The sequence below is a fragment of the Sphingobacterium sp. DR205 genome (genome assembly GCF_011064245.1).
Lineage (GTDB): Bacteria > Bacteroidota > Bacteroidia > Sphingobacteriales > Sphingobacteriaceae > Sphingobacterium > Sphingobacterium athyrii.
Genome location: NZ_CP049333.1, coordinates 3,210,968 through 3,225,008, shown reverse-complemented (window position 1 = coordinate 3,225,008; position 14,041 = coordinate 3,210,968). Strand labels below are relative to the sequence as shown.

The 14,041-nt window shown below is 33.6% G+C and carries 14 protein-coding genes and 1 pseudogene; 7 read left to right on the top strand and 8 right to left on the bottom strand.

From position 1 onward, the window contains the following. Positions 1-14: 14 nt before the first annotated feature. From G6053_RS13710 to G6053_RS13695, 4 genes are all read right to left on the bottom strand, one after another. Complete coding sequence (locus tag G6053_RS13710; RefSeq protein WP_165306791.1) at positions 15-569, bottom strand: hypothetical protein; 555 nt, start codon at positions 567-569, stop codon at positions 15-17. Between the two features lie 182 nt (positions 570-751). Next, positions 752-1,837 carry a hypothetical protein gene (locus tag G6053_RS13705; protein ID WP_165306790.1) on the bottom strand — a complete coding sequence of 362 codons (1,086 nt, stop codon included), beginning with the start codon at positions 1,835-1,837 and terminating at the stop codon, positions 752-754. 64 nt (positions 1,838-1,901) lie between these two features. Next, positions 1,902-3,209 (bottom strand): site-specific integrase, encoded by a 1,308-nt coding sequence (locus G6053_RS13700; protein ID WP_165306789.1) that lies wholly within the window; start codon positions 3,207-3,209, stop codon positions 1,902-1,904. Between the two features lie 621 nt (positions 3,210-3,830). Continuing rightward, positions 3,831-4,535, bottom strand: coding sequence for a hypothetical protein (locus G6053_RS13695; protein WP_165306788.1), 705 nt, complete (start codon positions 4,533-4,535; stop codon positions 3,831-3,833). A 782-nt stretch (positions 4,536-5,317) separates the two neighbouring features. Here G6053_RS13695 and G6053_RS13690 point away from each other — a divergent pair. The 6 genes and pseudogenes from G6053_RS13690 to G6053_RS13665 form a co-directional block, all read left to right on the top strand. Continuing rightward, positions 5,318-6,082 (top strand): annotated as a pseudogene (locus tag G6053_RS13690) (YWFCY domain-containing protein); the annotation flags it as partial. A 256-nt stretch (positions 6,083-6,338) separates the two neighbouring features. Then, on the top strand, positions 6,339-6,626 hold the full coding sequence (locus G6053_RS13685; protein ID WP_165306787.1) for a hypothetical protein: 288 nt from the start codon (positions 6,339-6,341) through the stop codon (positions 6,624-6,626). 4 nt (positions 6,627-6,630) lie between these two features. Further along, positions 6,631-6,849, top strand: coding sequence for a hypothetical protein (locus tag G6053_RS13680; protein WP_165306786.1), 219 nt, complete (start codon positions 6,631-6,633; stop codon positions 6,847-6,849). Positions 6,850-7,051: 202 nt separating this feature from the next. Beyond that, on the top strand, positions 7,052-7,681 hold the full coding sequence (locus tag G6053_RS13675) for a hypothetical protein (RefSeq protein ID WP_108634472.1): 630 nt from the start codon (positions 7,052-7,054) through the stop codon (positions 7,679-7,681). Positions 7,682-7,896: 215 nt separating this feature from the next. Continuing rightward, on the top strand, positions 7,897-8,532 hold the full coding sequence (locus G6053_RS13670; RefSeq protein ID WP_165306785.1) for a hypothetical protein: 636 nt from the start codon (positions 7,897-7,899) through the stop codon (positions 8,530-8,532). 203 nt (positions 8,533-8,735) lie between these two features. Beyond that, positions 8,736-9,368, top strand: a complete 633-nt coding sequence (locus G6053_RS13665; RefSeq protein ID WP_165306784.1) for a hypothetical protein — start codon at positions 8,736-8,738, stop codon at positions 9,366-9,368. A gap of 117 nt (positions 9,369-9,485) precedes the next feature. Here the strand turns inward: G6053_RS13665 and G6053_RS13660 are convergent, their stop codons facing one another. The 3 genes from G6053_RS13660 to G6053_RS13650 form a co-directional block, all read right to left on the bottom strand. After that, entirely contained in the window at positions 9,486-9,776 is a 291-nt protein-coding gene (locus G6053_RS13660) for a hypothetical protein (protein ID WP_165306783.1), read from the bottom strand. 127 nt (positions 9,777-9,903) lie between these two features. After that, positions 9,904-11,130 carry a TCR/Tet family MFS transporter gene (locus tag G6053_RS13655; protein WP_165306782.1) on the bottom strand — a complete coding sequence of 409 codons (1,227 nt, stop codon included), beginning with the start codon at positions 11,128-11,130 and terminating at the stop codon, positions 9,904-9,906. A gap of 121 nt (positions 11,131-11,251) precedes the next feature. Then, positions 11,252-12,124 carry an AraC family transcriptional regulator gene (locus G6053_RS13650; RefSeq protein ID WP_165306781.1) on the bottom strand — a complete coding sequence of 291 codons (873 nt, stop codon included), beginning with the start codon at positions 12,122-12,124 and terminating at the stop codon, positions 11,252-11,254. Positions 12,125-12,485: 361 nt separating this feature from the next. Here G6053_RS13650 and G6053_RS13645 point away from each other — a divergent pair, with 361 nt between their 5' ends. After that, positions 12,486-13,151: a CPBP family intramembrane glutamic endopeptidase gene (locus G6053_RS13645; protein WP_165306780.1), complete on the top strand. Its 666-nt coding sequence runs from the start codon at positions 12,486-12,488 to the stop codon at positions 13,149-13,151. Between the two features lie 85 nt (positions 13,152-13,236). Here the strand turns inward: G6053_RS13645 and G6053_RS13640 are convergent, their stop codons facing one another. Further along, positions 13,237-14,040, bottom strand: a complete 804-nt coding sequence (locus G6053_RS13640) for an AraC family transcriptional regulator (protein WP_165306779.1) — start codon at positions 14,038-14,040, stop codon at positions 13,237-13,239. Position 14,041: the final 1 nt, after the last annotated feature.

Sequence of the window (14,041 nt, the reverse complement as noted above, 5' to 3'; positions counted from 1 at the left end):
CCCTTGGTTAAAAATTACTTGGATGTCTCTGTAGTTACCTCGGATTTCGCAGATACTTTTTTACGACGACTAGTCGTATTTGCCAATATTGTATTACAGTGACTGAGTAGATCTTTGATGTTAAGGTCTATCTTACTGTTTGTATCATAGTAAACCGATATAAGTTTTTTTACCAATCCGATTGCAGGCATTTGCTGTCTTGTAGGCTTGATCCCTTCTCTTTTATGATAGATGATAAAATCAAAGTATTCATATCCCTGATCGCTTTGTGACATGTATTGTGAGATTTTAAAAGATCTATTCCCGTCACTGATAATTTCACAGAGACCTAACAGCTTGTTTTGACATGATATTGGCAACTTAGTGTACTCACGCAGAAATTGGCGTTGCTCATCTTTGTTTTTAAAGATATTGAGATGGGTTATAAGTTCTGTAGCCTGATTAGCTGATGTTTTAGCGTTCATTTTACCATTAGTTTTAACTGCCCTTCTTAAATTTCTATTTCGATCTACTGTAGTCGACCCTTGATCAATTGCTTTCATTTTTGTTGGTTTTTTTAAATTTGCCATTGTTTTAAATTTAATGACAACGACCTCTGTTTTCTGCAGCAAACAAAAAGCCCCTGTCTGTTTTATCAAACAAGGGCATTAACGCTCGTGGTTAAATAACTTCCCTTGTTTGTTGAGACAAAGAAAGCCAAATTGTGCACCAGCACTTTTTGCTATTTTTTTATTGAATCACTGGGAACTGATTAAGAGTGAGTAAAATTTTTAAGCAGCCCCTCTTTAGAAATAAGATTCATCCTATTGGGCAGAATTGGGGTATCAGTCCATTCGGGAAGCGAGTCCATATATTTAATTCGGCTATCCCTGTCCTTATGGCTATTAACGAGATCGAGGGAAATAAATCCAAACCAGCTCAATAACATATAGGCGAGCAATTGGCTTTCCCGCTCGTCCAGTTCTTTTTCATTGAATGTTAATTTTTCATCCTTGACGTATTGTCTAACGAGCTTGCTGATCAAACCCTTAAAAACAGCTTTCTTACTCGGCTGTTTCCCCTTTGTTTCTTTTTCCACTGAAGGACGGATTTTTTCGAACTCTTGATTTACAAATCTATAACTGATGGATTCGGCAGTAAGCGTTGTAAACTTCAACGAGTCTATGTAGGCATTGGGTATATGTAAGATATCATCCAACAGCTCATCTATAAGTATATCCGATATCTTTCTCATTATAGAAGGATCTTGTATCTCCACTTGATTTTCCTTTACTAAATAGCTTTTCATTTTTCCTTGCCCAATATCACGCTGATCGGTTTTGTCGATCGTGATTTTGTTGTTGTCAAATCCTTCCTCTCTAAATAGTAAGAGGTTCTTCAGATCCTTTAATAGGTCGTAAGCCCTTTTAAGAAAAATTTCATCGTGATCATTTGCTCCTTTGTCCGACATATTTTCTCCTACGTGGCGTGCAAAGTAGTATTGGTAGTCATGGATACAATACTGATAGACGATACCGGCCAAAGTTTGAACTGCAATTCGCTCGGTGCTGTTTAGGTTGTCAAGATTAATAATTTCTAATACCTGTGTAGGATTATTATCGCTGTCAAATTTGACAAATTGGTTCGTGACGATGTCCCTAAGGATACTTATCTGTGCATCGTTATCCTCGCTTATCCGTTCGACTTCTTCCATAAAGGTTGGGTAACTGTCTGGAGGTTTCTGTGAATTAAGGGCTTCTGATATCTTGTGGTATTTGTAAAGGATATTTTCAATGTACCCTAAGTTCATTTTGAATTGAGCAGGTGCATATCCGTCCTGTTGTGTATTATCTTTCATAAATTATGCGAAAGGGTGAGATACAATCTTGCCTAAATTATTACAAATTGGCTCACCCTATATTTTAAATGGTTGGTATTGGCTTTTTGGTTATGTCAACAAACTCTAACAGATCTTTTAGATATTTTTCTGTCTGTTCAATTGAGGCATGTCTATTTGCTTTCATTATTTCGGCAACTGTCCATCCTGATAAAGATTTCTTCACATTACTAAAGTGCTTGAAACTATATAAGGTGTAACCTTTTTTGTGTAAATCGAGTTTCTTTAAAATCGACATTAACCTTTTATATGGCCTATTTGGATGATAAGGAATAGTGCCATACAGTTGATCATCATTACAGAAAAGATGGTATTCACCATCTATATCACGAAATTGTTCTAATAATTTCTTAAATTCATCTGCTATATGTACGAAGCCATCTTTTTTATTCTTACTTATATATGATGGTACGAGAATTTGATTTTTGTCTAAATCATAATGTTTACGCTTCAATTGCATCAGTTCCCCTGGACGGATACATGTGTAATAAATTGATCTAGTAAATAATGCAAGCATCTTATCCTTATTTACGGCTTCCATTATTAGTTTGAAGTCCTCATCTGTGAATACTCTATGACTTTCTGTCTTAGGGACAAATTTAGTTTTGATTGACGCAAAATGATTTTCGCTTACATACTTTTCTAATTTTAAAAATTCATACAGCCCATAATAGATACCTTTGGCATTGTTGAATGTTTTTGGAGCCCACTTGTTTGAATTAGAAACTTCGTTCATAAACTTAATTATGTCATTGTCCTGTATATCACATACTTTCTTTTCATTGAAGTAATTTGATATGAAAGCGAGCTTAGAGGAATAAGATTGAATCGTTTTTTTTCGACTTCCTTTAATTTTATGATATTCAACGAAAGCATCTACCGCTTCAATCATAGATATGTTTACCACACTCCTACGAAGCTTTTCATTTCCAACCTCATCAAAAGGATTCCATCCTCCCTCCAACAGCTCCCGATACGTTTCGCAAAGCAACTGAGCGGCCTCCTCTTTGTCATTGGGATCTTTAATTCTGTTGATATCACCAGTAATGCGTTTTCTTTCCATTGAATTTGACGATGGATTGAACGCTTGAAAGCTAATGTACCATGTTTGTTTAGCTTGTTCCTTTTTTTTAGTACTTCCTTTGGGTACTTCGGTGATTTGCTTACCTCTTTTAATCTCGGGATTAGTATATTTGAATTCCATTTTCTCAAATATACCATCATTTTTTGAAAGTGGCAGAGTTTTGTCAGAGTTTGTCTTGTTTCTGTTTTCAAGTGTCTGATTTACAGTTTCATTTTTGATATGGGTTGCGAATCCCTCCCTTTCCGCCAAGACATAAAAAACGCAGTTTGGAGTGCATAAACAAAGATTGTGGCAGAATCGTGGCAAAACGATTAAACAACAGTCGGAAAACAGTGCTAACAGGGTCAAAAACAAAATAAGTTCGAATCCCCTCCTCTCTGCTAAGAAGAAAGCATAAAGCTTTCAAAATCGTCAAAAAAGCTTTAAAGCCTGTAATTTTTAAGAATTACAGGCTTTTTTTGTGGGTTTTGGAATCGCAAAATTTTCAAAAACACTCCTAATTTTTGTGGCAGATTTGTGGCAGTTTTACAAGTCAAAAAAAACTGCCACAAAAAGTGATTTAAAGCACTGTAAATCACATTAACGACTTGACCAAAGAGCAACATATTTCGAACTTTAACTTAATAAAATTTGGATTATGCTTGAAAACAGTTTTGGTGTAATGTTCTTCTTGAAAACACCTGAAAAAAAAGAAAGTTTAAGAGTAGTGTATTTAAGGATTACCGTTGATGGTAATAAAACTTGTCGGAAGATTTATTCTTCCGACATTTTTATTTCATATCTTGAAAGATTGAACGGGAGTTCAAAATTAAAGACTTCTCTTACAGTTAAAGAAAGTGAAACGATGTCTCTGAGTTCCACATCATAGTATTATTCTTTATATCCCCAAGACGACAAACCGTCTAAATATTCTTTGTACTTAGAGGAGTTTCTATGCAACATAAGAATTCTTAATTTTTTTTCATTCTTAGTAACGTTATTTTCGTCAATAATAAAATAAGTTACTGTATTTGATTTGTTTTTCAAGACTTGAACTGTTTTTTCAATATGATCTGTTTCTGGCTCTCCATTTTCATTAATTGTTATAGGGTGTTCTGGAGTATTTATGGTTTTATTATAAAAACTAGGTTTTGAATTCAGTTTTTTTGTTATATCAGCAATAACTTTAGTATTATTAGCTTGATTAAATAGCTCAATATCACACAACCAAACTTTTTTACTCTCTTTGAAATAAAAAATTTTGGCATCAGATTTATTAAAGTCTATTATATTTCCAGCTATTAGAACATTTATTTTCTTGTTTTTCGGAAAAAAATATTCTTCATAATCCATGTTTGTAGACCACTCATTCACTATTGGTAATAAGCCCGTTCCAATTAAAAAATCTTCGATGTTTTTTCCAAATTGAAGATCGATTAAATCTAAATCTTTTTTAGTAATCAAAGAATTTTTATTTTCATGATTTGGATGTTGGCTGTTTGCTTTGTTTAAAACTTTACTGTTATTATCATTTTTGTTTTGACAACTAATTAAGGTGAAGTTTAATACAATTAGACTTAAAATTACTATTTTCATTTGATAAATTGTTATTTTCTTTTATTTCTACACGAAACAAATAATTCACTCCAGCTTTTAACTCAACAATGATATTAGAAGCCAGATAAAAGTTCATTTCTTTACCATCCTTAACTATATTATAATTTACTTCTGCCTTACCCTCAACCTAGCTTTACTTGTAAATGCACTTTTAGATGGGTGCGTTATTCTGTAAATGTAGCAAATTATCATAATTTCCATAACCTTTAAAAAAGAGAAGGTGAGCCAGTCATATTATCTTATTCAGCATTTGGCTCCAAACCTATCCCAACTTTACGAAAATTTAAAAACTTTGAAAGCATCGTATTTCTTAAGTAAAAATTCGATAACGAAGTGAAATTGCTCTCCAAATGTCATTTGCAAGTTCCTCATCCTTACCGTGATCAAAGCACCACTTATTATTTTTTTTGATCATTTTCTGCACAGAACCATCAAGCAGAACGCTAATTTCCGTTTGATTCTTTTTAAGATCTGTTTTTAATAAAACAACCTGGTAATCCTTCGATTTGAAAGTAATTCGAAAAGTTTGTTTATCAAAAGGACTTTCCGATTTCCTATTATGTCATCCATACCTGTTCTGGGCCCCTACTATTTTTACTCAATACCTCCACACAAAATAGAAATATTTTTGAAACTATTCAATCAATTTTTCAAAATATCAGTACGTCAGATTAAGATATAATAGGTAAAACTATTCACGTAATAACCCTAAAACAAAAAAATGGCGCTTCGCTCAATATCTATGCTGAAAATTCTCAGCTATGCAAGAAGATGATTTGAGAGGACTCGCAAAAATAATGGCCTTTATGAGAGCCGTGAGCATCCTTTTGGTTTTGATGAATTTCTATTGGTTCTGCTATTCTATTTTTTATGAACTGGGATGGACACTTGAAGTTTTGGAAAGGATTTTAAAGAATTTTCAGAGAACATCCGGTCTTTTTAGTAACTCTTTATACAGTAAGCTGTTTGCATTGATCTTATTGGCGTTAAGTTGTCTTGGTACAAAGGGTGTTAAGAACGAGAAAATCAAATGGAAAAACATTAATACCTGCCTTGTATCAGGTTCATTACTTTACTTTCTAAATTTCCCTATTCTTAAAATTTCCAATTTACTATACATACTCACAACTTCTGTAGGCTTTATCCTGCTTATGGTTGCCGGTTTATGGATGAGCAGACTGCTTAAGAACAGATTAATGGATGATCCTTTCAATAATGAAAACGAAAGTTTTATGCAGGAAACCAGGCTTATCGAAAATGAGTTTTCGGTCAACCTTCCAACAAAATTTTACTATGATGAAAAATGGATTGATGGCTGGATTTCGGTAGTGAATGTATTTCGTGCATCCATGCTTTTGGGGACTCCCGGAAGTGGTAAAAGCTACGCCATTGTCAACAATTATATCAAGCAGCACATTGAGAAAGGCTTCTCCATGTACATCTATGATTTCAAGTTCGATGATCTTTCGCAGATCGCTTATAATCACCTCCTGCGGCACAGTGACAATTACAAGATTAAACCTAAAATATTGGAACCACCAATTTAACGGCACATGACAAGGGTTTGGCGTAATGGCGGGTTGAAGTGCAAAAAACGCTTTTTACGAAACGTAATCGAAACCCAGCGAATTGTAAATCGTTTGCCATTGAAGCATAAAATACCTTAATTTTAAAACGGTAGCAAACGGCAGTAAATAAGTAAAAACGACAAAGTTGCGCCAATCTGCAAGTTGTGCGTCACTATACCGACACCGCTTAGACCAAAATAACTAATTAGAAATTATGAATATAACAGAACTTATAAACTTAATCAAGCAGGACGAGAACTGCGAGGTCAGACCAGCGAACAAGGAAATTGCTTTACCGACAAATATTCCTGACGACTTAAAAGAATTTTACGAATTGACAGACGGAATTAAATTGTTTGAAAGCAAACCATACGGAATAACGATTGTAGGAAGAGAGGAGTTTATTCCGACAAATAAATACTTATACCCAAAAGATGATGTTATTTGGGAAGAGCTTGAAGGCGAAGTTTGTAATGGAATGGTATTTGATAGCAAAAGTTGATGAAATGAGCCAATATATCAGCATCGACTTGACAAACGAACGAAATGGACAATGTTATGACAGCTTCTACGAAACTCATTCATTACAAGGCGACTCTGCAATTGTTGCGAAAAATTTCACTGAACTATTGAAAAATTTATACGCAAATAAAGGAAAGCATTGGTATTGGCTACCAGAAGACTTCGAAAAATTAGGAGATGCTTATGACGAACCAATTATATAAAACCAAATTTCGGTGGACAAAAAAGCGAACGGCTAACAAGGGTTTTGCAATAGTAGGGCGAAACCAAAGTTCAACGGCAGTTTTTCAATTAAACTTTATTAATAAATTCAGTTTTTGTGCTTCGACTACTCCACCATCGCAAAGCCCCGAAACGTTAGCGGTAATGCTTGACCGACCGCAACCTGACTAACAATAACACAAAATGAAAACAGAAATTTTAGAAAAAATAAGACAACTTGGAGGAAATATTGACAACGTTAAAGGAAACTCATTAGCGGAAGATATTCTTTCCATAACTTTTGACACTGTACTTTATCAAAAACCAGAAGACACGCCTTGGCAAACAGCCGAACAAGCAGAACCAATTTATGGAATTGGGGCATTTATCAATGAGAACGAAGAACTATTTAACAGAGACAAACAAGCACTTTATGACAAAATTATAGAAAAATATTTTTGTTTGACAAAAGAAGGCTACGGACAAATATTTTGGCAACCGAGACTTTTTACACCTTTTAAAGAAGGAACAGACGACTTTGAAGAATGGAATATTGATTTCACCGACGAAGAAGAAACTGATTTAAGTGAAATAATAAAAGTAACTAACGACAAAACACCAGACTTTATTGAACTATTTTATAGTTATGGTTTTCCAGACAATTATTACATCTGTTTAACAGACCCAAACCCAGAAAACCCAACTCTCTTTGGAACTGACCACGAAGTATTTTTTAGAGAAGTAACTAACGAAGGAAATCTGGAAGATTTTATAAATACATTTATGACAAAAGACGAACTTTTAGAAATTGTGAAAAAACGAATTGAAAAATAGCACTACCGCCAACAAGGGTGTTGCATCAGGCGGGCTGAAGTGCAAAAAACGCTTTTTTTACGAAACGTAATCGAAACCCAGCGTTTGCCATTGAAACATAAAATACCTTAATTTTAAAACGGTAGCAAACGACAGTGAATAAATAAAAACGACAAAGTTGCGCCAATCTGCAAGTTACCCGTAACTTTATTGACCAACAACATTGAGTAACCAATATGACAACAAAAAAATACGCAGAAGAATTTTATAAGAAAACTAAAAGTATTCGCAACATAATGGTTGAGAAAATGTTTAGTGACTATGTTTTATATAGAAATGGGAAAAGAATTGGAGTTCTTTTTGACAATAAACTATTATTAATTTCAACAGAAAATTTAAAAAAAATATTTCCAAATGCAATTGAAGAGAAAACTTTCGATTGGGGCTATTACAAACTAATACAAATTGAATATAATGACAATTTTGAATTGTTAGAGAAAGCCATTATTACTACTTATGATGACTTATACTTTCAAAAAGACTTTGTAACTGACATTTCTTATCTTTTTAAAGTTAATAGAAGTTATCAAGACAGCATTATAAAAATATATAATTTACACATCACGTTTTTACGGTTTTGTTATGACAAAGGACTTCTGAAAATAAACCCACTTGATAAACAAGACAGAATATTGCATATGAACTTTTTAAATAACGACCTGACAGAAAGTGGAACAAAAATATTCTACGAATTATACAATAAATGGCTTGTTTACACAGACAAAAATGATGATAAAACAGACGAACGGATTATTAATACAAAAATGCTTGAAAAATATTATTTGGGTTTAAATGACAAAATGAAAATCTAACTAATAACAAAAAGCTGCAGGTAACAAGGGTTTTGCAATAGTGGGGCGGAACTGCAAAGCGCCGAACCGTTAGCTGCCATTATTGACAGAGAGCCTTGCGTTAGATGGACTGATGTTTAAGCGTGAGTATCCTGCGGAGTCCCACCCTAACGCCAAGCCAGAAATACAATCAGTACATTAAGCACAAAACACTCAAAAATATAATGACAGCGTTTAAAGAAATAAAACAACTTTTTGATATCACTGAAAATAACGGTTTTTCGGAAGATGAAATTTCTGTATTTAAAAATATTTGTACCAGCATTCCCAAAATGCTGTTTGATTATTACCTACAATTGGGGAAAATAAGAGAACTTAATCAAACCCAAGACAGACTTATTGAACCCGAAAAATTAAGGTTTTCTAAAAATAATGATTATCTGATTTTTTACGTCGAAAACCAATGGGCTTGTGTTTGGGGAATTGACAAAAATGACTTGCATCTCGACAATCCGCCAGTTTATATGAGCTACGAAGAACAGGAATGGAGTAAGGAAACCAATTCTTTAACTGATTTTTTAAAAGCAATGGCAAATCTGCAAGCAGTTTTTGCGCTTCAATTTAGCTCAGAAGAATTTACAAACATAAATAACGAAGAGCTTAAAATTATAGAAGAGAATTTTAAGAAAAGAGAATTTTCATTCTCAAAATGGATTGGTATCGACTTTTTCGGAAATCTCGAAAACGATGTAATTGCAATTCAGAAAAATGACAATTATTACGACTTAATTTATGCTTCAAACAACGAAGAGCAATTTAAAGAAATGAACAATATATTGAGCAAGCTTGGAAGGTAAAAAGCCTTACGGCGGACAAGTATTTTACGTAAGGCGGGTGAAACTGCAAAATTCAACAATAACTTGAAAATGTTAGGATGTGATACTTGTTACAGACTAAGTTCTTTTTCTTGTTTGTTACTGATTAAAGTATTTTCGTTGCAACTTGCACTCTTTTGCCTTGGAAAAGAGTAAATATCCGCCGTAACCTAAGTTCATCAAGAATAATAAACCAATTGGAATAAGCATTCGAGGTTTCCATATATTGTAAACTTTTATGTAAATCGAAGATTGTGTTTCAACTACGCCACCATCGCAAAACGCCGAAAATTTAGCCGCCCCAAGTTTTATACTTGATCCATAAAATACTAATACTTTCTCGGCCTTCCATAAAGGTAACTTTTTTCCGTTTCCTAAAATTGCTAGCATCTGATAAAAATTCAATCCAATAAAAAAACCGTCCCAAATTTTAGTATTGAGACAGCTTCTTTTTAATATATAGAAATCTTGGAATTGCAACAAAAAACTGGAGATTATTATTGCATTTTTTTAATCTTTAGCTTTTTTTTTCACTTTTTTGTCGAAAAGCAAAATATATAATAATTACACTAATAAACATTAAAATGGATGCTAGAAAAAATGGTGCTCCTGAAAATTGAAATGGTGCTTTATCATGAGTGAAATAATAAAATAAGTTTGTCATAATTGGAGGCCCCAAAATAGAAGTAGCGCTCACCAAACTTGACAATGCTCCCTGCAGTTCACCCTGTTCATTGGCAGGAACATTTTTACTGATTATTGATTGAAGTGCGGGCCCGCAGATTCCACCTAAGGAATAGGGAACGAGAAAAACAAACATCATCCATCCTTGATTAGTAAACGCAAAGAGCATTAAACCTAATGCATAAAATAGCAACCCAAAATATACACTTTTATGTTCTCCTAATTTTGGAGTTGTCCATCTAATTAGAATTCCCTGTACTAAGCCAAGCAATAAACCAAGAATACCAAGCGATAGACCTACAGTTCTTTCCGTCCAATTAAATTTATACATAGTAAAAAAATGCCAATTGCTTTGTACAGCGTGGAGGGCAACATAGACCAAAATTAAAGCAATGACGAGATTCGATATTTTTGACTGTTTTATCAAAAAATTAATTGCTCCAATAGGGTTTGCACGTTTCCAGTTAAATGACCGACGTTTATCTTTTTCTAAACTTTCTGGTAGTATAAACAGGCCGTAAAGAAAATTCACCATGCATAATATAGCAGCGAAATAAAAGGGAACTCTTGCTCCATAATGTCCAAGTAAACCACCTACTACCGGACCTATAATAAACCCTAATCCAAAAGCTGCGCCGATTAAGCCAAAATTTCTAGTTCTATCTTCATCGGTAGATATGTCAGCTATATATGCACTAGCTGTTGAAATACTAGCCCCAGTAAGACCGGCAATAATTCTTCCAAAAAACAACCACCCAATAGAAGGCGCTAGTGCTAATAGTACATAATCAATAGCAAATCCAAAAAGAGAAATTAAAATAACTGGGCGTCTTCCATACTTATCACTAAGATTACCAACTATAGGTGCAAATATAAATTGCGTAATAGCATAAGTGAAGCCAAGCCAACCTCCATATTTTGCCGCTTCGCTAAGGTCACTATTAATAAGTTCTCCAATGAGTTTAGGAACCACGGGAAGTATAATTCCCCAACCTGTAATATCTATCAACAACGTGATAAATATAAATCCAATAGCTGCTTTTTTACCTGTTTTTTTCATGTTGTAAAATTAAACAGAGATAAAATGCAAGTATTGACAATTTAATGGTGTTTACGTACAATCTGAAAGCTAATAATGTTCAGCTATCCGTAAATAGTTTAGAAATAAAGAATACAAATTATTATTCGTTTCTATAGGTTTTTGGTGACACTCCCACTATTCTTTTAAAATATCTGCAAAAGACACTTGTTTCTTCGAAATGAAGCTCATTGCTAATTTCTTTAATTGATAAATTAGAAGATTTCAATAGAGTTTTAGCATTTAGAATTGTGATATGATCAATCCACTGTAATACAGATTTTCCAGTTTTCTGTTTCAGGAAAGTGGAAAGATATTGTGGTGTTAAATGTAGCTTTTTAGCATAAAACACAACGCTTCTTTGTTGGTTAGCATGCTTTGAAATTAGTAGATAAAAATCATCTATAATCTCATGTGTCCGGTTTTTCACCAAGCTTTTGCTATTCGGTAAAGAAGAATATACTTCAGAAATCATACTAATTAGAACCATAACAAGATGTCGAAGCATTTCCGTTTTATTATGGCTAGGTTTTTTATTGTAGAAGTTCTGTATAAGCGTCAATAATTCATTTTGCAACTTTATTTCTTCAGGCTGAAGTCTGATAATTGGCTGCCATCTGATTTGGTTGTTCATTATAAACTCACGTAAAATTGGAAATGCTGTAATAAAATCTAAGGAAAGACCAATCGTTACAATTTTGGCATCTTCACTCAATGATTTTGTGTCGATCATCAATTGCGGCTGTAAAATAGCAATATCACCTGCGTTTATTTCATATTCTAAAAAATGAATCTGTGCTTTCATGGATCCTTGTATCAAGAATCCAAGCAATAAACCATCAAATAGACGGCTATTAGTTGTATATTTCTTTTTTGGATCATTTTGTTGATTGAGAATAACTATTCCTTCCGTCTTTTTTGAAGAATCAAGATTGTACAATTTATAGACATTCTCTAAAGTTATAAATAGAGCCATATGCAAATATCTAAAAAATGAAATCATATAATAAGTTAATAAGATGCTAAATCAGGAGTATAAGGAAAATTACCTCATTATCAGCAACATAAATCCAAAATACTTTCTATATCAGTAAAAAAAAGAGTTTGAATAACATACTGTCAAATTCACTAGACGGAATCCGGCGATTTGATTCAACGTTAGAAAAAGACTAAAAGCTGATAGTTGGCAAAAATTTTAGACCTACCCATGGTTTGCCCAGCACATCGAAACATTAAAAAACAGTAGCTTTTCAACTGAAGATGAACTAATAAATATATATCCAGTAAAGAAATTCTTATTTTTATTGCATACAAGAAATTGATCTACAATGATTTCTATGGATAAAATGAAAAATAACGCTCTTAACAAGCTTACCGATGCGGGTGGTATAGTATTTCTTGTACTATTCCCCCACCTGGTCCCCCTGCCGCTTTATTCTTATTCTATTGTTTGTCTGCTGATGATCTGGTTTCTTCTTCGGAAAAAAGGCAGGACTTTTCGCGATATAGGTCTTGCCAAGAGATCTTTTACAAGAAAAGCAATTCTGATCGGTATAATTTCAGCTGTGGTATGGGTGGGTTTTATGCAGTTTGTTTACATTCCATTGATAAAAAATCTCTTCGTTGTTCCAGACTATACAGAATATAACTTTATAAGGGGCAGTATGCAAAGATTAATAATGTACATTAGCATGGCATGGCTTGTAGGCGGGTTTTACGAAGAGATTGTATTTCGTGGCTTTATCCAATCCATATTCGAAAAAACGTTTTTCAAAAATTCAAGTATAGCCCTCAGTATTACTGCAACCAGCCTATTATTTGGCCTTTACCATTGGCAACAGGATATTTATGGGATAGTAGCAGCGACATTAGGAGGATTTTTCTGGGGATTTCTATTTAAGAATTTTGACAATAACCTTTGGATAGTTATTTTATCGCATGCAGTATTCGATTCCATTACCTTAGTGCTTATATATACCGGAACTTTGGGGAACCTTCTGTAGGTGGAAAACAAGTCAAAAGAAAGCCGCAAGCTTTGATGTTGATAAGCATTCGAGGTTTCCATATATTGTATAAAATCCATTCTTTTTAAATTTGCGAGGTAGTTAAATCAAATTTTTCTTTGAACGAAGTATAAAAATGAGACAGGTTTTCAAAGCCTAAATCCAGATAAAAATCGGCCGGTTTTTGCTTTTTATGTTTGATTAAATAATGAGCTTCATCCAGACGTTTTGCCAGCAACCATTGTTTTGGTGTTGTGTTAAATGTTTTGGAGAAGTCTCGCTTAAAGCCCGAAAGACTTCTACCGGTGAGCTTAGCAAAGGATTCCACCGAAACATTGAACATATAATTTTGGTTCATGAATTCTTCCAAATCCATTTTGTATGGCTCAGAAAAATCGAATAATATTTGTTTAAAATCAGGGTTGCTCTGTAGTAACAATTCTATCGCTTCCCTGATTTTTAAATCTGCTAATCTTGGTGTTGCTTCTTTTGTCTTATTGATATAAGGTGCTAATGAAATGAAATAATTTTGTAGAAAATCATCCGGTTCAAAAAACAATTTCTGTTTACCTGAATATTTTTTATCTACCACAACCTTATTTTCCAGAGCATATTGTTGTAGCGTTTCCTTGTCCAAGGTAATCGATAAAAACTGATATTTCCCCGATTTTGCAGGATACTTAATTGTCCTTATTAATTGGTTTTTCCGAACCAATGCAATTGTATTTTCTGGAATTATCGTATTTCCATCAGCGTGGAAAGCATGCGTTTCTCCCGATAGTTGAAACCCTAAAAAATGCTCGGGAATAAATTCTTCATTTCCTCTGTGTTTTTCAAAAACACAGGAATAAACCAACTTATCAAAAATGATTTCACGCTTTGCTTCCATA

Excerpts from the sequence above, each read along its gene's own strand:
- G6053_RS13710 (WP_165306791.1), bottom strand. The coding sequence starts at position 569 with ATGGCAAATTTAAAAAAACCAACAAAAATGAAAGCAATTGATCAAGGG.
- G6053_RS13705 (WP_165306790.1), bottom strand. The coding sequence starts at position 1,837 with ATGAAAGATAATACACAACAGGACGGATATGCACCTGCTCAATTCAAA.
- G6053_RS13695 (WP_165306788.1), bottom strand. The coding sequence starts at position 4,535 with ATGAAAATAGTAATTTTAAGTCTAATTGTATTAAACTTCACCTTAATT.
- G6053_RS13685 (WP_165306787.1), top strand. The coding sequence starts at position 6,339 with ATGAATATAACAGAACTTATAAACTTAATCAAGCAGGACGAGAACTGC.
- G6053_RS13680 (WP_165306786.1), top strand. The coding sequence starts at position 6,631 with ATGAGCCAATATATCAGCATCGACTTGACAAACGAACGAAATGGACAA.
- G6053_RS13675 (WP_108634472.1), top strand. The coding sequence starts at position 7,052 with ATGAAAACAGAAATTTTAGAAAAAATAAGACAACTTGGAGGAAATATT.
- G6053_RS13670 (WP_165306785.1), top strand. The coding sequence starts at position 7,897 with ATGACAACAAAAAAATACGCAGAAGAATTTTATAAGAAAACTAAAAGT.
- G6053_RS13665 (WP_165306784.1), top strand. The coding sequence starts at position 8,736 with ATGACAGCGTTTAAAGAAATAAAACAACTTTTTGATATCACTGAAAAT.
- G6053_RS13660 (WP_165306783.1), bottom strand. The coding sequence starts at position 9,776 with ATGCTAGCAATTTTAGGAAACGGAAAAAAGTTACCTTTATGGAAGGCC.
- G6053_RS13655 (WP_165306782.1), bottom strand. The coding sequence starts at position 11,130 with ATGAAAAAAACAGGTAAAAAAGCAGCTATTGGATTTATATTTATCACG.
- G6053_RS13650 (WP_165306781.1), bottom strand. The coding sequence starts at position 12,124 with ATGGCTCTATTTATAACTTTAGAGAATGTCTATAAATTGTACAATCTT.
- G6053_RS13645 (WP_165306780.1), top strand. The coding sequence starts at position 12,486 with ATGGATAAAATGAAAAATAACGCTCTTAACAAGCTTACCGATGCGGGT.
- G6053_RS13640 (WP_165306779.1), bottom strand. The coding sequence starts at position 14,040 with ATGGAAGCAAAGCGTGAAATCATTTTTGATAAGTTGGTTTATTCCTGT.